This is a genomic window from Neisseria sp. P0009.S008, from assembly GCF_051958615.1.
GTDB lineage: Bacteria > Pseudomonadota > Gammaproteobacteria > Burkholderiales > Neisseriaceae > Neisseria > Neisseria subflava.
Window position 1 is genome coordinate 21,170 of sequence record NZ_JBQCVG010000011.1, and the last position, 17,823, is coordinate 38,992.

14 protein-coding genes are annotated in these 17,823 nt (G+C 53.0%); 11 read left to right on the forward strand and 3 right to left on the reverse strand.

Annotated elements, in window-relative coordinates; translation table 11 throughout:
• The first annotated feature begins 51 nt into the window (after positions 1–51).
• From ACTHSQ_RS09385 to ACTHSQ_RS09425, 9 genes are all read left to right on the forward strand, one after another.
• On the forward strand, positions 52–390 hold the full coding sequence (locus tag ACTHSQ_RS09385) for a hypothetical protein (protein ID WP_308887773.1): 339 nt from the start codon (positions 52–54) through the stop codon (positions 388–390).
• A gap of 59 nt (positions 391–449) precedes the next feature.
• On the forward strand, positions 450–785 hold the full coding sequence (locus tag ACTHSQ_RS09390) for a zinc ribbon domain-containing protein YjdM (protein ID WP_049349236.1): 336 nt from the start codon (positions 450–452) through the stop codon (positions 783–785).
• Between the two features lie 217 nt (positions 786–1,002).
• Positions 1,003–3,312 (forward strand): DNA helicase RecQ, encoded by a 2,310-nt coding sequence (recQ, locus tag ACTHSQ_RS09395; protein ID WP_440371871.1) that lies wholly within the window; start codon positions 1,003–1,005, stop codon positions 3,310–3,312.
• A gap of 223 nt (positions 3,313–3,535) precedes the next feature.
• Entirely contained in the window at positions 3,536–3,985 is a 450-nt protein-coding gene (locus ACTHSQ_RS09400; protein WP_440371870.1) for an HvfX family Cu-binding RiPP maturation protein, read from the forward strand.
• A gap of 83 nt (positions 3,986–4,068) precedes the next feature.
• Positions 4,069–4,386 carry an HvfA family oxazolone/thioamide-modified RiPP metallophore gene (locus ACTHSQ_RS09405; RefSeq protein ID WP_003686668.1) on the forward strand — a complete coding sequence of 106 codons (318 nt, stop codon included), beginning with the start codon at positions 4,069–4,071 and terminating at the stop codon, positions 4,384–4,386.
• Between the two features lie 86 nt (positions 4,387–4,472).
• The gene (locus ACTHSQ_RS09410) at positions 4,473–5,315 is read left to right on the forward strand and encodes an HvfB family MNIO-type RiPP peptide maturase (RefSeq protein ID WP_128582417.1); all 843 of its coding nucleotides are present in this window, start codon (positions 4,473–4,475) and stop codon (positions 5,313–5,315) included.
• Complete coding sequence (locus tag ACTHSQ_RS09415; protein ID WP_440371869.1) at positions 5,305–5,991, forward strand: HvfC family RiPP maturation protein; 687 nt, start codon at positions 5,305–5,307, stop codon at positions 5,989–5,991. The genes ACTHSQ_RS09410 and ACTHSQ_RS09415 overlap by 11 nt, the downstream gene beginning before the upstream one ends.
• Positions 5,992–6,133: 142 nt before the next feature.
• A complete protein-coding gene (locus tag ACTHSQ_RS09420) occupies positions 6,134–6,712 on the forward strand; it encodes a sigma-70 family RNA polymerase sigma factor (protein ID WP_440371868.1) in 579 nt (192 codons plus the stop codon).
• A gap of 12 nt (positions 6,713–6,724) precedes the next feature.
• The gene (locus ACTHSQ_RS09425) at positions 6,725–6,898 is read left to right on the forward strand and encodes a zf-HC2 domain-containing protein (protein ID WP_440371867.1); all 174 of its coding nucleotides are present in this window, start codon (positions 6,725–6,727) and stop codon (positions 6,896–6,898) included.
• Positions 6,899–7,136: 238 nt separating this feature from the next.
• On the opposite strand, the gene ACTHSQ_RS09430 is transcribed toward ACTHSQ_RS09425, so the two are convergent.
• The gene (locus tag ACTHSQ_RS09430) at positions 7,137–11,285 is read right to left on the reverse strand and encodes a translocation/assembly module TamB domain-containing protein (protein ID WP_440371866.1); all 4,149 of its coding nucleotides are present in this window, start codon (positions 11,283–11,285) and stop codon (positions 7,137–7,139) included.
• An 81-nt stretch (positions 11,286–11,366) separates the two neighbouring features.
• Entirely contained in the window at positions 11,367–13,208 is a 1,842-nt protein-coding gene (locus ACTHSQ_RS09435) for an autotransporter assembly complex protein TamA (RefSeq protein WP_440371865.1), read from the reverse strand.
• A 449-nt stretch (positions 13,209–13,657) separates the two neighbouring features.
• Here ACTHSQ_RS09435 and sstT point away from each other — a divergent pair, with 449 nt between their 5' ends.
• Positions 13,658–14,881, forward strand: coding sequence for a serine/threonine transporter SstT (sstT, locus tag ACTHSQ_RS09440; protein ID WP_440371864.1), 1,224 nt, complete (start codon positions 13,658–13,660; stop codon positions 14,879–14,881).
• A gap of 227 nt (positions 14,882–15,108) precedes the next feature.
• Positions 15,109–16,965: an ABC transporter ATP-binding protein gene (locus tag ACTHSQ_RS09445; protein ID WP_250591039.1), complete on the forward strand. Its 1,857-nt coding sequence runs from the start codon at positions 15,109–15,111 to the stop codon at positions 16,963–16,965.
• 108 nt (positions 16,966–17,073) lie between these two features.
• Here the strand turns inward: ACTHSQ_RS09445 and ACTHSQ_RS09450 are convergent, their stop codons facing one another.
• On the reverse strand, positions 17,074–17,802 hold the full coding sequence (locus ACTHSQ_RS09450; protein WP_070590039.1) for a TIGR00730 family Rossman fold protein: 729 nt from the start codon (positions 17,800–17,802) through the stop codon (positions 17,074–17,076).
• Positions 17,803–17,823: the final 21 nt, after the last annotated feature.

Here is a 17,823-nt window from a genome sequence, read left to right on the forward strand (position 1 = left end):
AAAATTTGCTTTGCGCTTTACTTTACAAATCAATAACTTAAAGGAAAACCCATGAAAAAAACCTTACTTGCCCTGATGATGTTATCTGCCGCCGCGGCGTATGCCGGTGAGGCGGAAGACCGTTTGTTGTCCATCCAATCGGTTTACCGTGCCGCTTTGCATGAGCAAAACAGCAACGACAGCAAAATCATTTCCCTGCAAAGTGATTTGGAAAGCGCGCAGCGCCGTTTGCAGGCTGCGCAATCCGATATTGACCGTTTGAAAGGCGAAATTCAGACGGCCTTGGCTCAGAAAGAGCAGCAAAATGCCAAGCTGCAACAAGCCGGCCAGATGTTGGACGCGGCTTGGAATGCCGTTTACGGCGCAGGCGGCAGCAAGGCGAAGCAATAATTTAGACATTGTATTATTTGCGTTTTACGCTTCTTTTATCATATTTATAAGGAAACCTCATGTCCCTACCTCCCTGCCCGAAATGCCACTCCGAATACACTTACGAAGACGGCGCTCAATACGTTTGCCCTGAGTGCGCCCATGAGTGGAACGAGGCCGATGCTGCGGCTACCGGCGATGATGCCTTGGAAGTCAAAGATGCCAACGGCGCGGTCTTGCAAGATGGTGATACGGTTGTCTTGATTAAAGATCTGAAAGTCAAAGGCAGCTCTATGGTCATCAAGCAAGGCACCAAAGTCAAAGGCATCCGCTTGCAAGAGGGCGACCACAATATCGGTTGTAAAATCGATGGCAGCGCGATGAATTTGAAGTCTGAGTTCGTCAAAAAAGCCTAAAGATTTTATTTTTGAAAAGGCCGTCTGAAATCCGAAGATTAGGATTCAGACGGCCTTTATACATTTCATTCAAAATAAAACAAATCTTTATTTAAAATTAAATAAATTTGATAGATTTGAATTTGAGGTCGTCTGAAAAAGCAGCGGCAAAATGTTCCGCACATACGCGGGTGTAAAACCGTTAAAATAACGCTTTCCCCTATTCTACGGAATCATTATGCCTCAGCCGACCGCCAAACAGATTTTGCACGAAGTATTCGGTTATCCCGAATTTCGTGGCAAGCAGGAGGCTATCGTCAATGCTTTGGCCGGAGGCGAGAGTTTGATGGTGCTGATGCCGACGGGCGGGGGCAAGTCTTTGTGTTACCAGATTCCGGCGCTGATGCGCGAAGGCGTGGCGGTTGTCGTATCGCCACTGATTGCGCTGATGAACGACCAAGTGGCCAGCCTGCATGTGGCCGGGATTGAAGCGGCGGCAGTCAACAGCAGCACATCGGCAGATGAGGCGCGCGAGATTGCCGACAAGCTTGCCCAAGGCCGTCTGAAACTGCTTTATGTCGCGCCGGAACGCTTGGTTACCGACCGCTTTTTACGTTTTCTCGACCAACAAACCGTCAGCCTGTTTGCCATTGATGAGGCGCATTGCGTCAGCCAATGGGGACACGATTTCCGCCCTGAATATCAACAGCTTGGCATGCTTGCCGAACGCTATCCGAACATCCCGCGCATCGCCCTGACCGCTACCGCCGATGCGGCCACGCGCGCCGACATCAAGCATTATCTGCACTTGGACAATGCGCCCGAATTTATCTCCAGCTTTGACCGCCCGAATATTTATTATCAGGTTATCGAAAAAAATAATGGCAAAAAACAATTACTGGATTTCATCCGCAAGCAGATGCATGGGCAAAGCGGCATTGTGTATTGCCTAAGCCGTAAAAAAGTCGAGGATGTGGCGCAGTTTTTGTGTGAAAACGGCTTGGAGGCGATTCCGTATCATGCCGGTTTGAGCATGGACGTGCGCGAGGAAAACCAACGCCGCTTTACGCATGAAGACAATATTATTGTGGTGGCGACCGTGGCGTTCGGCATGGGCATAGACAAACCCGACGTGCGCTTTGTCGCCCATCTCGATATGCCCCAGAGTATCGAACATTTCTATCAAGAATCGGGGCGCGCCGGCCGGGACGGGCTGCCTGCCGTGAGCTGGCTGTGTTACGGCTTGAACGATTGGGTGTTGTTGCGCGAACGGATTGCCGAGGGCAACAGCGACGAGATGCAAAAGCAAATCGAAATGCAAAAACTCGATGCCATGCTTTCCGTCTGCGAAACCGCCACCTGCCGCCGCGTACTGCTGCTCAAACATTTTGGCGAAGAATCCGAACCCTGCGGCCATTGCGACAACTGCCTGCATCCGCCCGTGCGGTTTGACGGTACGGTGTTGGTGCAAAAATTACTCAGCTGCGTGTACCGCTCCGGACAACGTTTTGCCGCCGGTTACATCACCAACCTTTTGCGCGGTAAAAGCGATGATTGGATACAGCGCAACGGCCATGACAAGTTATCCACATTCGGCATCGGCAGCGAACAGACCGACAAGGAGTGGCGCAGCGTCATCCGCCAGTGCATCAGCCTGGGCTATCTCACCGTCAACGTCGAGCAACATCAAGCCTTGCAGCTGACCGAAGCGGCAAAAAAAGTCCTCAAGGGCGAAACCGAAGTCATGCTGCGCCCCTTGCGTCGCGAAAAAACGGCCACTCAAAAGCCGAAAGACGATTGGTTGCGTACCGAGCGCGAAGAGCGTTTGTGGCAGGCATTGCGCCAATGGCGGCAACAACGCGCCCGGGCAGAGGAAGTGCCGGCCTATGTGGTTTGCGGCGACAAAACCTTGCGCGATATTGTCGAAAAAATGCCCCGAAGTTTGGAAGATTTACATCAAATCTACGGCTTGGGTGAGGCGAAAATCAATAAATTCGGTTTGGAGATACTCGATGTTTGCGAAATAGCCGAAGCCGGTACGGTTTCCACAGACAGCACACAAGTTATCCACAGTTTGGGCGAGCGCGAACAGGCCTTAAAACAGGCTTTGGAAACTTGGCGCGAGCAGCAGGCAAGTGCCGATCAAGTAACGCTGGGTACGGTATTCTCCAACGAAAGTATGGACGATTTGTTGACCAATACGCCTGCCGAACCCATCGACCTTTTGGGCGTGTATAAACTAGGCGAAAAACGTATCGAACAATACGGCGAGGGCATTTTAAACATCTGCCACCCGTTTTCAGACGGCCTGAGCGAAGAGGACAAACGCAAACGCCGATTGATGCGCCGCCTGCTTCAGTGGAACATCGATACTGCCCGCCATGAAGGCCTCGAAGCCTATCAGATATGCAGCAAAGTTACCCTGCGCGCCATTGCCGCCCGACGGCCGCAAGATTTGGCAGAGCTGGCGGAAATCCACGGCATGAATGAGGAGAAAACCGACAAATACGGAGCGGAAATTGTCGAATTGTGCAAACAAGCGGATTAATTGACCGCGTTTATTGTCAAAGGCCGTCTGAAGCCCAATCAAGCATGGTGTTTCAGACGGCCTTTTTGAATTTTTAATCTTTATAAAACAATGAATAAGAAAATAACTTTATTTGTTTTGTCAGTTTTCCAAAGCTGTCTCGTCTAAACAGGCATGAAATATGGGATGGTGCCGATTGATTTTTCGTCCCAGCCCATTTGACACACATCGATAAGGAAAATAAATGAACACCTCAGCCACCCCCTCTTGGCAGGCCGCTTTCGGCTTGTTGACGCTCAGGCTTTTTGCCGCGTATGAATTTCTTGAGTCCGGCCTGGAAAAATGGAACGGGGAAAACTGGTTTGCAGATATCAACAGTCAATTTCCCTTTCCGTTCAATTTGTTGCCGGATACGGTCAACTGGAATTTGGCCATGTGGGCAGAACTGGTTTTGCCTGTGTTACTCATTGTCGGCTTGGCAACGCGGCTGTCCGCGCTGGGATTGATGGTCGTAACAGCTGTCGCATGGTCTGCGGTACATGCCGGCTTGGGGTACAATGTGTGCGACAACGGTTATAAAATGGCACTGATTTATTTGGTGGTTTTATTTCCTGTCCTATTGCAGGGCGCAGGCCGTCTGTCTTTGGATGCCCTGCTGAAGAAACGCTGTTGCCGCATCAAGCATTTTCTTTAATGATTCACGGTCGCGGGCCGACTTTAAATGCCCGATATTATCCCTTGATTTATTTAAACCCATATTTTAAAAAGGAAGTTAAAATGAAAAAAAATGTAGCTGCTGCTCTGGCCGGTGCACTGTCCCTGTCTCTGGCTGCCGGCGTTGTTGCCGCTGATAAACCGTTAAGCAGCAAAGCAGGTGTTCAAAAATCTGCTCAAGGCTCTTGCGGTGCGGTTAAAGCCGGTGAAGGTTCATGCGGTGCAAGCGCTGTTTCTAAAGCAAGCGAAGGCAAATGTGGCGAAGGCAAATGCGGTTCAACCGTAGAAAAAACTCACGCTAAAAAAGGCAAAGCATCTAAAGCCAAAGCTGCCAAAGTAGTAGAAGGTAAATGCGGCGAAGGTAAATGCGGTTCTAAATAATCCTGCAACATACCTTTAACAAAGTCGCATTTTATAAACGAAAATGCGACTTTGTCATTCATACGGCACCATAACAGGACATCACCATGATTCAACACGCAGGCTTGGGCTACCGCCGCGACTTGGCGGAAGACTTCCTCTCGCTTTCAGACGACAGCCCGATACGCTTTATCGAAGCCGCCCCCGAAAATTGGCTGAAAATGGGCGGCAGGGCGCGCAAACAGTTTGACCGCGTGGCAGAACGGCTGCCGCTGGCGTTGCACGGATTATCCATGTCATTGGGCGGACAAGCCCCGCTGGATACCGACTTGATAGACGGCATCAAAGAAATGATGCGCCGTTATGACTGCACGTTTTTCTCCGACCATTTGAGCTATTGCCACGACGGCGGTCATCTTTACGATTTGTTGCCGCTGCCTTTCACCGAAGAAATGGTGCAACATACCGCTCGGCGTATCCGCGAAGTGCAGGATCGATTAGGCTGCCGCATTGCCGTAGAAAACACCTCCTACTACCTGCATTCCCCGCTTGCCGAAATGAATGAGGTTGAGTTCCTTAACGCCGTTGCACGCGAAGCCGACTGTGGCATTCATTTGGACGTGAACAATATTTACGTCAACGCCGTCAATCACGGCCTGTTGTCGCCTGAAGCCTTTTTAGAAAATGTGGACGCAGAGCGCGTGTGCTACATCCACATCGCCGGACACGATGTCGAAACGCCCGAATTATTGATTGATACGCATGGCGCGGCGGTTTTGCCGACCGTTTGGGATTTGCTCGAACTCGCCTATGCCAAACTGCCGACGATTCCGCCCACCCTGTTGGAACGCGATTTCAATTTCCCGCCTTTTGCCGAACTCGAAGCCGAAGTTGCCAAAATCGCCGAATATCAAACGCGTGCCGGAAAGGAATACCGCCGTGCAGCCTGAAACCTCCGCCCAATACCAACATCGCTTTGCCCAAGCCATACGCGAAGGCAAAGCCGCAGACGGATTGCCGCAAGAGCGCCTGAACGTCTATATCCGATTGATACGCAACAATATTCACAGCTTTATCGACCGCTGTTATACCGAAACACTGCAATACTTTGACAGCGAAGAATGGGGCCGTCTGAAAGAAGGTTTCGTCCGTGACGCGCGTGCCCAAACGCCCTATTTTCAAGAAATCCCCGGCGAGTTCCTCCAATATTGCCAAAGCCTGCCGCTTTCAGACGACCTCTTGGCATTGATGGACTTTGAACACACCCAGCTGCTCGCCGAAACCGCTCAAACCGACAGCCAAACAACCCACGCCGATTCAAACGATTTAGCTTACACCCTTTCTCCCGCCGCCTTTGTGCGCCGTTATCAGTATGATGTGACCGATGAATTGCAGGAGGCGGAAACTGCTGTTTTGGTGTGGCGCGATAAGGAAGACGACGTGATGTATCAAACGCTTGATGGATTCGGTGCATTATTGCTGGAAACGCTGGCAGAGACGCCCACTTCCCTAAACGGCCTGCAAACCATGCTGACAGAGTTCATGCCGTCTGAAAACGCTTGGCAGGACGCATTAAGGCAGCAATGGACGGATTGGCGGGAACAGGGCATTTTGGTTGCGGCATAAACCAAGGCCGTCTGAAACGGGTACAGTCGGTTTTGGCGAAACAAAAAAACTACTGAAATCGTTTATAGATTCAATCGCATGCTCTTTCCGTATCAGCGTAAAATCAGAAGCATATTGATCATTCATTTCATACTGATACATTATGGCCCTACCCGAACTGACCGATGCAGAGCTTGCCGAATCCCGCAAACTGCTGCTGCGCTTTGCCCGTATCCAGTTGCCCGACCGCCCCGATTTGGCGGAAGACCTCGTACAGGAAACCATGCTTTCCGCCTACCGTGCGGCCGAGGGTTTCAAAGGCGGCGCCCAAGTGAGCAGCTGGCTGTTTGCAATCTTAAAAAACAAAATTACCGACTGTTTGCGCCAAATCGGGCGGCAACGCCAAGTTTTCGTCACGCGCGACGAAGAAGCTTTGGATGAAGCCTTTGAAGGACATTTTGCCTCCGACGGGCATTGGACGGACGAAGGACAGCCTCAGGGTTGGGACTCGCCCGAAACCAGTTTAAACAATAAAGAATTCTATCAAGTTTTGCAGACCTGCCTCTACCATCTGCCGGAAAACACCGCCCGCGTGTTTACCATGAAAGAAATTCTCGGCTTTTCAAGTGATGAAATCCGCGAACAATGCGGCATCAGCCATGCCAACTACCACACCATCATGCACCGCGCGCGCGAAACCTTGCGCCAGTGTCTGCAAATCAAATGGTTCTCCCATGCCTGACAGGAAAACGCCATGAAGAAATGCCGCAAAATAACCGATCTGATTTCCAAACAGCAAGACCAAGTACGCCTCAGTCTTTTTAAGCGCATTGCCCTTGCCGTGCACCTGTCGCTCTGTCCCCGTTGCCGTGAATATAAGAAACAGATCGAATTAATCAGCAACGCCATGCACAAGATGTTTCGATGATTCAAAAAAAGGCCGTCTGAAACCTACCCCTGTTAGTTTCAGACGGCCTTTTTGTATCTGCCTTATGTATCACTAATCTTGAATAAGCCATGGTTTGCCGCTCACTTTTTAGCAGCATTTATTTTCAAACTTGCGCCGTTGGCCTTTGCCTTTTGAGGCATGGCTGCGGATTTGGATACGGTAGAACAAGATAAAGGCCGTCTGAAAGATAAATTTCAGACGGCCTTTATCACGGCTCTTATTGTTGTTCTTCCGGCTCTGATTCGTCTTTGCCGAACAGATTGTCAAAGCGGATGGTGTATTTCAACTCGCCGCCGGACGAGCGTGTGCCGATGCGGGCAACGGCTTGGATGGCGCGGGTCAGTTGGTACACGAGTTTGACGGATTGTTCGGCGCTGGAGATGCCGTATTCGTAACCTACGTAGAGGTTGTTGGTGAGCTGTTTGCCGACGGTCAGGACTTGTTCGGCAGGGTTGAGCTCGCCGGTTTGGGCGTTGCGGCTGCGTTTACTGGTGAAGCCCAAATCATCGACAAGGCCGATGCGGTCGTTGACTTGGCCGGCAAGCAATGCGCTGGCGGCCGCTGAGAGCGTGGCGTTGTCGCCGTCGCTGCCGCTGCTGGCACGGTTGAGGATGAGCCAGGAGAGTTTGTCTTTTTCACTCATGGCTTCTTTGGCAACCAAGGTCACGCGCGGATTGTTGAGGCTGCCGAGAACTTCGACGCCAGCGCCGACTGGGGAGAGGCGGCGTTCGGCACGGATGTTGAGGTTCGGATCGGTCAGCGGGCCGACGAAGGAAACCGCGCCTTTGGTGATTTCGAGGTCTTGGCCGTAGGCTTTGTAGCGGCCTTTGACAACGCGTACGGTACCGACGCCTTGGACGGTTTCACCCGGGCGGGACGTGATGGTCAGTTTGCCGCCGATGGTAACGTCTGCGCCGTAGCCGACAAAACGGACATTGTCGTTGATGTTCAAGACAAGGTTCATATTAATCGGCGTGGTGGCCGTTGCTTCTTTTGGGGTTTCGCCCAGTACGACCACGTCGTCATCGAGGGTCGGCATGGAGGATTTTTGCGAACCAAACCTGCCGTAGTCGGTGTTGAGGGTGCCGTTGAGCGATACGCCTTTTTCCGGATTGTAGAGGACTTTGGCCGCGCCGGAGAGCTGCAGTCGGCGGTTTGGACGCGAGAGGGTGCGGTATTTGTCGAAGACGATGTCCACGTCAACATCGGGGTTGGCGTTGGCAAGGTTAACCGCGCCTTTGAGCTCAATCGTGCCGCCACGGTGGAATTTGAGGCTGTCGATCACCCATTTTTGACCTTGCAGGCGTGAACGCAATACGCCGTTGTCGAGAATCAGGCCTTGGGTTTGATGGCGGTAATAGAGGTTGTCGCCGTTAATCAGGCCGCTCAGTTGCGGATCGTTCAGACGGCCTGCCAAGTTGACGGCGGCGTTCAGACGGCCTTTGAGGGTTTGGCCGACGGGCAGGAAGTTGCGGAAGACTTCGAGGTTGGCAACGTTCAGATTGAGCTTGCCGCTCAGAGGGGCGGTATCGAAGCTGGTGCCTTGACCGATGTTGACGGTACCGTCGGCACGGCCGTAATTGGTTTGGAGGTTGAGGTTGCTGTTGACGGTGGGCGAACCGAGTCGGCCGCCGATGGTGGCGGTCGCGTTCAGACGGCCTACAATGCCTTGGGCTGTCGCCGGCATAAAGGATTTGAGCGAGCCCAAATCGGGAACGCTGATATTGACTTTGCCGCTGACGGGGGCGTTGTTGATGTTGTTGCCGAACTGCTGGGCGATGCCGAGCGTGCCGTCAACTTTGCCGAAACGGGTGTTGCCTTCCAGCGTGCTGTCGATGCGGCCGTTTTGGAAACGGGTGCGCAGGGCGAGCGAGGAAAGTCCCAAAGGCTGTTTGTTTTTCGGGTCTTTGCTCGGCAGGATGATGTCGCCGCTTTGACGGTTGATGTTGAGGAAGCCGCGCGCGTTTTGACTGTACGCCAAATCCCAGTCGCCGCCCAAGACGAGGTTGTGTTCGATGGGCGGAGTGTAGAAGTTGTGCAATTCGGTAATGTGCAGATTTTGTGCGCTGCCTTTACTGGTAATGCCGGCTTTCTTGTCCCAAACGAAATTTTGCAGGTTGAGGCTGCCGCCCATGGCCGCCCAGCGCGCGCTGCTGAGGGCAACGCGTTCGCTGCCGGCTTCGAGGTTGAGGCGGTTTTGCAGTTTGAGGTTGAACGCGCCGTTGATGTCGAGCGTGTCAACCGTGCCTTTCCATTGGGTTTGGTCTTTGTTGAGACCGCCGGTGGCGTCGAGGTCGAGCTTGTAGCGTTTGTTGTCCACCGCCATGCTGCTGTTGCCGCGGATGTGGTGGTGCGAGCCTGTGCCGCTGATGAGCAGGTTGACGTTGTCGATCATGGCCGCGCCGCCGGAGACGGCGATGTGTTCGCCTTTAATATCGGCACTCAACGGACGGTTGGTATCGGGCGAACCTTTAAGCTTGAAGTCGAGGGTGCGGATGTTGACGGTATCGGCGACTTTGAAGTTGCGCGCTTCGCCGTTCAAATCGGCTTCAAGGGTTTTGAGGCCGTCTGAAAAACTGCCGGAGATGTAGCCGCGCGCGTTGAGCAGGCCGCCCAAGCCGAAGCCGAAACGCGACAAATCGGGGGCGGTAATGTTGAGGTTGAGGTGGTCGCCTTTTTTGCCGAAGCTGCCGTTGGTTTTGACGATGTTGTTGCCGAGGGTCAGGTCGGTCAGGGCGCGCGCGAGGTGTTTGTTTTCATAGGCGATGTCGGCTTTGCCGCTGAGCGGAACGCCGTTGAGCGTGCTCGGTGCAAACTGCATTTTGCCGGCGAATTTTTCTTGCGCCAGTATGCCGGTCAAGTTGATGTTGCCGTTGACGCTGCCTTGCGGAAGCTGCGGATCGATGCGCGCAGGGTTGAAGGCTTTGCTGACGATGTCCAGTTGTAGTTTGCGGTCTTTGAAGAGTTCGAGCGAGCCTTTGGCGTTGAGTTCGCCGCCGTTTTGCGGAACCAGGCGGACTTTGTCGAGCTTGAGCGTGCGCTGGCCGAGCTGTTTGTCGGTTTGGAAAAACAGCATGCCGTCTGTGCGCGCGAATCCGCTGTCGAGATTCCAGTTGACGACGGGGGAGGAGGTTTCGCCTTTGACGTCGATACTGCCGTTCAGACGGCCTGCGATGTTTTGACGGACAAAGTCGTCTGCGCCGGTATTGTTGATGCCCAGTGCGAGTTTGAGCTGGTCTTGGGCGGTATCGATAGAGCCGGATACATCGATGCTGCCGTCTTTGAGCAGGTCGACGCTGATGTCTTCAATCATGACCGTGCCTTTATCGTCGACGATGAATTCGCCGAGGATGCGCTTGACAGGAATATGATTTTCATCGGCAAAACCGGCTTGGTCGTTTTCCAAGTCAATCGAGCCTTCCAACGCAACGCCGTTGGTAAACGACGGAATGGTGGTGGCGTCGAAATTCAGGCGCGCTTTGGGCAGGCTGGGCAGGAAGGCCTGCGGATTGATGTTGGAACCTTTAATCAGGATTTCGCCGACGGTTTCATTGAGGCTGTCGGCGAATGGGTGAATGGTGGATTTGGCCGACAAATGAACGTTGTCGCTATCGAGCAGCAAGTCGGTGGATACGTCTTGCAGGCTGCCCCACAGGCGTACCGTGCCATGTAGGGTTTCGCCCTCAAGCTGGCCTTTGGTGTAGATGGCGGTATTGAGGACGTAGGGTTTGTTCAAACCGATCACCACCGCGCCTGTCGAGCTGCTCCATGGCGTATCGGCGGTTTTGATGTGGAGGCGGTGTTCTTTTTTGTCGTAATGATAGGCCGCGTGCAGATGGTCGAGATAGACGGTCTGCTTGTCAAAACGCTTGCCCACGCTGATTTTGCCGGTTTCCAAATGGTCGAGATAGGCGGTAACGGGCAGGTCTATGCTGTCGGGCAGGCCTTTTGATGGCTCTTCTTCTTTGGGCGGCGTGCGTTTGGTCACGATGGCGATGTCGCCGGCCACGACTTCGGTAATGTGCAAGGACGGACGGGTCAGCTCGGACGGTTTCCAATCAAAGCGGAAGCTGCTGATTTTGATGTCCGCACCTTCTGTTTCAATCAACCATTTGTCGCCTTCAAAACCTTCAATCAGCGTGCCCTTCAGCGTGTCCGAAGAGATTTTGACGCCGAACCATGACGGGATTTTGTACAAACCGAAACGCAAACCCGATTCCGTACCGACCAGCCAGCCGATTGCGCCGGCGGAAACGGTCAATACGCCCAAGGCGGACAGGACAAAGCCGCGCAACAGGCGTTTTTTGCGCTTTGGCGGGGCGGGCTGTTGTTCAGACGGCGTGGAAGTGTTTGCAGTATCGGTCATGATATTTTTCTGTTTGTCTGTTGTTCAGACGGCCTGAAATGGCTGAGGCCGTCTGAAAGAATGGATGGTGAGTATGTTTTTTTAAAACCTTGTGCCCAAGCTGATGTGCCAGCGAATTTTTTTGTCGTGATGGCCGTAGGCAATATCGAAGGAGAACGGCGCAACCGGGCTGAACCAGCGCACGCCCAAGCCGGTACCGTGTTTTAAGGTCATGTGTTTAAAGTTGCTTGCCGCATCGCCGACATCGTGGAAGATGGCGCCGGAGAAGCTTTTGGTAACTGGGAATTGATATTCGAGGCTGCCGACTATCAATGCGCGTTGCGGCAGGACGGAGCCATTGGGGCCGGCCAAACCGATACTGTCGAGTTCGTAACCGCGTACGGAAGTTGCGCCGCCGGTGCGGAACATCAGGCTGGACGGTACTTCTTCGCCTTCGCGGGCATAAACGTAGCCTGCCTGTCCGCGTACGATGAATGTACCGAGTTTTTTGTTTTCAGGCGTGAAGAAATAGCCTGCCCGTGCTGCAGCGCGTGCCATTTGGGTGGAGGAAAGGAATTTGCCCAAAGTTGCCCCGATTTTGCCGTCGAGGTAGTAGCCGTTTTGAGGGTGCAGCTCGGTTTCGATGCTTTGCCGTTTCCATGAGGCGGTCAGCATGGTGGCATGGCTTCGGCCCAAATCGTAGCTGGTGTCGGGGACTTTGCGGTCTTCGGTAATAAATTCGAGGCCGAAGCGGGCGTCGATATTGTTGCGGTCACGGACATACCAAATACCGCTGGTCAGGGCGCGTTTTTCAAGGTTTTGCGTGGTCGAGCGGTTGTAGGAAACGTTGCTGGTCCAGTAGTTGCCGCGGTTGTTGCGCGGTTGGCTGATACCGGCGGCCAGCGTGGTTTCGTATTTGTCCATGTCCCAAACGATGGAACCAATGTAGCCCTTGTTAAAGAGGTTGTAATAGTCGTAGGCGATGCGGCCGCCGATTCCGTATTCGGAGTCGTAGCGGATACCGGTTTCCAGTTTGTGGCGCTTGACTTCGGTCACGTTGATTTTGACGGGAACGCGGTCGCCTTGCAGTTGATCGAAGTCGGCCTGTACGGACGCGCCGGAATAGTGGCCGTTTTGCTCGAGCGCCTGTTGCAGGTCGAGGATTTTGTCCAAGTCGTAAGGCGAACCGGGGTGGAAACGCGCCATGCCGGAAACCACGCTCTCAGGGTAGCGACGTGTGCCGGTGATTTGGAAATCGCCGAAGTAAATGGGGCGGTTGCTCTCCACGATGACGTTCAAGTCGGCTTTTTGCGTATTAGGATTGATGGTGGCTTGGGTGGTGGTGAGTTTCGCCAACGGATATTTTTTCCGTGTTACCGCGCTGAGGACGGAGGTTTTACTCGCACTCCAGCCATCTTGGTCGAAGTTTTCGCCAACGGGCTGTTGCCAGTTTTCCATCGCATTTTGGTAGTACTCGGCCAAGTTGTCGTCATTCAATACGTCGCCGAGGATGGCCACGCTGACGTTGTCGACTTTGGTGCGCGGGCCGGGGGTGACGTTGACGGTGTAGCTCTCGCCGTGGTCTTGAATATTGACGTTGCTGTTGAAGTAGCCTTTGGTCCGGAGCATGGTTTTGACGTTGTCGGGTGCCTCTTCGGCGAGGAAGCCGACCTGTTCTTTATCCAGCTCTTCTTCCTGCTGCTGGGTAATCAGCGGCAGGTATTCTTCAAGCATTTCTTTGACTTCGCTGTCTTGAGTGTCGATTTTGACGGGGAATTTGGGCTTGAGTTTGCCTGTTTGGTCGTCTTTGGGCTGCTTGGGCATTTCGGATTCGGGAACAGCTTCGTAGTCTTCCGCTTTGGGAACGGAAGTATCTACTGCCAACGCGTGTCCGTAGGCGAGCGCCAATGATGCAAATAAAACAGGGTAGGTCAGTTTGGTCATGATGTGTGTTCGACAGCGACAATTCTTCAGTTTGGGGATTTTAACATTATTTCTGCAAGGTTTCAGGCTGTGGTTATAAACGGAAATTTAGCGCGATAACGTTGCAAAATGCGACATAAGGGCGGACTTTGGTTTGTTTCTATCTGATTGTAATATTTATGTTTTTGTATTTTTACTGATGAAGTTGCCTTTGTATTCGGCCTTATGGCGCAGATTTCAGGCCGTCTGAAATCAAGATACAGAGGGATAAGGTAAAGGTATGGGCATACTTTAAAGTAGGGTTTGAGCGGGTTTGACCGTATTTTTGGCATAAAGTGCCAACTGTGTTATAAATGCTAAACTTTAATGCTGTTTTTGTGAGGTGTGCATGAAAACCTCGCCGACAAATGATTTTTTATTTTAGAATGTAAGACTTTTTTAACATATCTTTAAATTGTGAAGGAACGGATATGGCAAGTGGCAATCCGATTTTGAACGCGCTCAATCGCGTCAGCCTGGTGGCGCAAATCGCCATCGGCTTGGTTTTAGGTATTCTTGTGGGCGCAGTTTCGCCGCAAGTCGGTATCAGCGCAGGACTGCTGGGCAGCCTGTTTGTCGGTGCGCTTAAGGCTATCGCGCCGATTTTGGTATTTGTTTTGGTGACTGCCGCCATTGCGCAACACCAAAAAGGCAATCAGGCCTACATCAAACCGATTTTGATTTTGTATATTTTCGGTACGTTTGCTGCGGCTGTGGTGGCAGTCATTGCCAGTATGGCATTCCCGACCACGCTGATTTTGCGTGCGGCAGGCGATGTGTCCGTTGCACCGCCTTCCGGCATTGTCGAAGTGCTGAAAACGCTGCTGATGAATTTGGTGGCCAACCCGATTAACGCGCTGGCTAATGCTAACTATATCGGCATTTTGGCTTGGGCTTTGGTATTGGGTGCGGCTTTGCGCCATCACGGCTCGGATACGACCCGCCAAGTGGCGGCCGATTTGGCCGATACCGTTTCGACGGTTGTGAAATGGATTATCCGTTTTGCGCCGCTGGGTATTTTCGGCTTGGTGTCCTCTACCATTGCGGAAACCGGTTTTGAAGCGCTTGCCGGTTATATGCAGCTGTTGGCTGTATTACTCGGCTGTATGCTGTTTATTGCTTTGGTGGTCAACCCGATTATTGTGTGGTCGCAAATCCGCCGCAACCCTTTCCCGCTGGTGTTTACCTGCCTGCGCGAAAGTGGCATTTATGCCTTCTTTACCCGTTCTTCCGCCGCCAATATCCCTGTGAACATGGCATTGGCGAAAAAACTGGGTTTGCACGAAGACACTTACTCCATCTCCATTCCATTGGGTGCAACCATCAATATGGCCGGTGCGGCAATCACCATTACCGTTTTGGCGATGGCTGCGGCGCACACGCAAGGCATTACGGTTGACTTCGCCACTGCCCTGCTGCTGAGCCTGGTGGCTACCGTCAGCGCATGCGGTGCATCCGGTGTGGCCGGCGGCTCGTTGCTGCTGATTCCTTTGGCGTGCAGCTTGTTCGGTATCGATAACGATGTGGCCATGCAGGTGGTTGCCGTCGGCTTTATCATCGGCGTGATTCAAGACTCTGCAGAAACTGCGTTAAACTCTTCCACCGACGTCTTGTTTACTGCCGCTGCCGATTTGGGCCGTCAACGTAAAGAGTGATTTTTAAGGGCAACCTAAATCCAGCAAAGGCCGTCTGAAAAGTTTCAGACGGCCTTTGTTTTATGTAAAGCAAAGGGATTTTTAGATGGTCAACCCGATAGATTGGTTTGATCGGACTGACGGTATCCGCTGTCATCAGTTGGATTTTTCCCGTAAAATACAGTCTTGAATGTATTTGAACACTTCTTTTCAGACGGCCTGACCGTCTTATCACATTTGCAAAAACAATGATTAAAAAAATATTCTCATGGTTCGAGTCCCGCATCGACCCCTATCCCGAAGCCGCCCCGAAAACGCCTGAAAAAGGGCTGTGGCGGTTTGTCTGGAGCAATATCGAAGGCTTGCGCAAATGGATTGCCGTATTGGCGGTGTTTACCGCCGGTATCGGCATCATGGAAGCCCTGCTGTTTCAATTTATGGGCAAAGTCGTGGACTGGCTCGGCAAATACACGCCCGCGACCCTGTTTGCTGAAAAAGGCTGGGCGTTGACGGCGATGGCGGGGATGATGGTGTTTTTCGCCCTCTGGACCTTCCTCGCGTCCAACGTGCGCCTGCAAACCCTGCAAGGCGTGTTCCCCATGCGCCTGCGCTGGAATTTCCACCGCCTGATGCTGGGGCAGAGCCTCGGTTTCTATCAGGACGAATTTGCCGGCCGCGTGTCCGCCAAAGTCATGCAGACCGCGCTGGCGATGCGCGACGTGGTGATGACGGTTGCCGACATGGTTGTGTATGTGCTGGTGTATTTCATCACGTCCGGCGTGATTCTGATTTCGTTCGACGGCTGGCTGCTGTTGCCCTTTATCGGCTGGATTATCGGCTTCGCCTTGGTGATGCGCTTCCTGATTCCCAAGCTTGGGAAAACCGCCGCGCGTCAGGCGGATGCGCGTTCGCTGATGACCGGCCGCATTACCGACGCCTATTCCAACATTACCACCGTCAAACTCTTCTCCCACGGGGCGCGCGAAGCGGCCTACGCCAAGCAGTCGATGGAAGAATTTATGGTTACGGTACACGCCCAAATGCGTTTGGCGACGCTGCTGCACACCTGCAGCTTCATCGTCAACAGCTCGCTAACCGCCGGCACGACCGCGCTGGGCATCTGGCTTTGGTATCACGGACAAGTCGGCGTCGGCGCGGTTGCCACAGCCACAGCCATGGCGTTGCGCGTCAACGGTTTGTCGCAATACATCATGTGGGAATCCGCCCGATTGTTTGAAAACATCGGCACTGTCGGCGACGGCATGGCAACCCTGTCCAAGCCGCACACCATCCTCGACAAGCCGAACGCCCTGCCGCTGAAAGTCACCCGAGGCGAAATCAAGTTTGAACACGTCGATTTCTCCTACGAAGCCGGCAAACCGCTCCTCAACGGCTTTAATCTGAACATCAAACCTGGCGAAAAAGTCGGCTTGATCGGCCGCAGCGGCGCGGGCAAATCCACCATCGTCAACCTGCTCCTGCGCTTTTACGAACCGCAAAGCGGCACGATTTCGATCGACGGCCAAAACGTGGACAGCGTTACCCAAGAAAGCCTGCGCGCTCAAATCGGTTTGGTGACGCAAGATACCTCCCTGTTGCACCGCTCCGTCCGCGACAACATTATCTACGGCCGTCCCGATGCGACCGAAGCCGAAATGATTTCCGCTGCGGAACGCGCCGAGGCCGCCGGTTTTATTCCTAACTTAAGCGACGCCAAAGGCCGGCGCGGCTATGATGCACACGTTGGCGAACGCGGCGTGAAACTTTCCGGCGGCCAGCGCCAACGCATCGCCATCGCCCGCGTTATGCTTAAAGATGCGCCGATTCTATTGCTTGACGAAGCCACCAGCGCGCTCGACTCCGAAGTCGAAGCCGCCATCCAAGAAAGCCTCGACAAAATGATGGAAGGCAAAACCGTGATTGCCATCGCCCACCGCCTCTCCACCATCGCCGCGATGGACCGCCTCATCGTCTTGGACAAAGGCCGCATCATCGAAGAAGGCAGCCACGCCGAACTCCTTGAAAAACAAGGTCTCTACGCCAAACTTTGGGCGCACCAAAGCGGCGGTTTCTTGAGTGAGCATGTCGAATGGGAAAACAATTAAACGCTTTGAAAGAAGATAAAAGGCCGTCTGAAAACATTTTCAGACGGCCTTTATTAATGAAGCAAGGGCAGGCGGGATAACCGCTTTTTTAGTTGAAACCTTAGTTTTTTACAGCCCCAGCGACCAAGCATTTTGGTGCTCGGACAAGTCTTCCAAGCGGTTTTCGTAATGGGCGAAGATTTCTTCGATAATCTCGTCTTCGTCGTCGATAACGCGGATCAGGTTCAAATCCTCTTCCAAAATCAGGTTTCTGCCCAACAACTGCTCGCGTATCCAGTCCAACAATCCTGCCCAAAATGCTTTGCCCACTAAGATAATCGGGCGGTCGGGCGTTTTGCCGGTTTGCACCAAGGTCAGGCTTTCAAACAATTCGTCCAATGTGCCGAAACCGCCGGGCATGACGACATACGCCACGGCGTGTTTGACGAACATGACTTTGCGCGGGAAAAAGTGTTGGAATTTAATTGACAAATCCTGATACGGATTGGCTTTTTGCTCGTGCGGCAACACGATATTCAGCCCCACTGCCGGACTTGCGCCTGCAAACGCGCCTTTGTTGGCCGCTTCCATAATGCCCGGCCCGCCGCCGGAAATGACGGAAAATCCAGCATCCGACAGTTTGCGTGCCAAGCGTAATGTGAACTCGTAGTCGGGATGATCTTCAGGCGTACGCGCGCTGCCGTAAATGCTGACGGCTGGCTGAATGGCGCGCAATTCTTCGCCGGCTTCGACAAATTCGGAAATAATCTTCAATACATGATACGACTCGCGCGCCTGAATATCGCGGCGGGTTTCGTCGGGCAGCATGGGTTTGGGCAGTTTTTTGAGCAGGCTCACGGCTTTTCCTTCGTGTTTTTA

What these genes read in the sequence shown, in the direction of transcription:
- ACTHSQ_RS09385 (WP_308887773.1), top strand. Translation starts at nt 52, where the DNA reads ATGAAAAAAACCTTACTTGCCCTGATGATGTTATCTGCCGCCGCGGCG.
- ACTHSQ_RS09400 (WP_440371870.1), top strand. Translation starts at nt 3,536, where the DNA reads ATGAACACCTCAGCCACCCCCTCTTGGCAGGCCGCTTTCGGCTTGTTG.
- ACTHSQ_RS09445 (WP_250591039.1), top strand. Translation starts at nt 15,109, where the DNA reads ATGATTAAAAAAATATTCTCATGGTTCGAGTCCCGCATCGACCCCTAT.
- ACTHSQ_RS09435 (WP_440371865.1), bottom strand. Translation starts at nt 13,208, where the DNA reads ATGACCAAACTGACCTACCCTGTTTTATTTGCATCATTGGCGCTCGCC.
- sstT (WP_440371864.1), top strand. Translation starts at nt 13,658, where the DNA reads ATGGCAAGTGGCAATCCGATTTTGAACGCGCTCAATCGCGTCAGCCTG.
- ACTHSQ_RS09405 (WP_003686668.1), top strand. Translation starts at nt 4,069, where the DNA reads ATGAAAAAAAATGTAGCTGCTGCTCTGGCCGGTGCACTGTCCCTGTCT.
- ACTHSQ_RS09420 (WP_440371868.1), top strand. Translation starts at nt 6,134, where the DNA reads ATGGCCCTACCCGAACTGACCGATGCAGAGCTTGCCGAATCCCGCAAA.
- ACTHSQ_RS09410 (WP_128582417.1), top strand. Translation starts at nt 4,473, where the DNA reads ATGATTCAACACGCAGGCTTGGGCTACCGCCGCGACTTGGCGGAAGAC.
- recQ (WP_440371871.1), top strand. Translation starts at nt 1,003, where the DNA reads ATGCCTCAGCCGACCGCCAAACAGATTTTGCACGAAGTATTCGGTTAT.
- ACTHSQ_RS09430 (WP_440371866.1), bottom strand. Translation starts at nt 11,285, where the DNA reads ATGACCGATACTGCAAACACTTCCACGCCGTCTGAACAACAGCCCGCC.
- ACTHSQ_RS09390 (WP_049349236.1), top strand. Translation starts at nt 450, where the DNA reads ATGTCCCTACCTCCCTGCCCGAAATGCCACTCCGAATACACTTACGAA.
- ACTHSQ_RS09425 (WP_440371867.1), top strand. Translation starts at nt 6,725, where the DNA reads ATGAAGAAATGCCGCAAAATAACCGATCTGATTTCCAAACAGCAAGAC.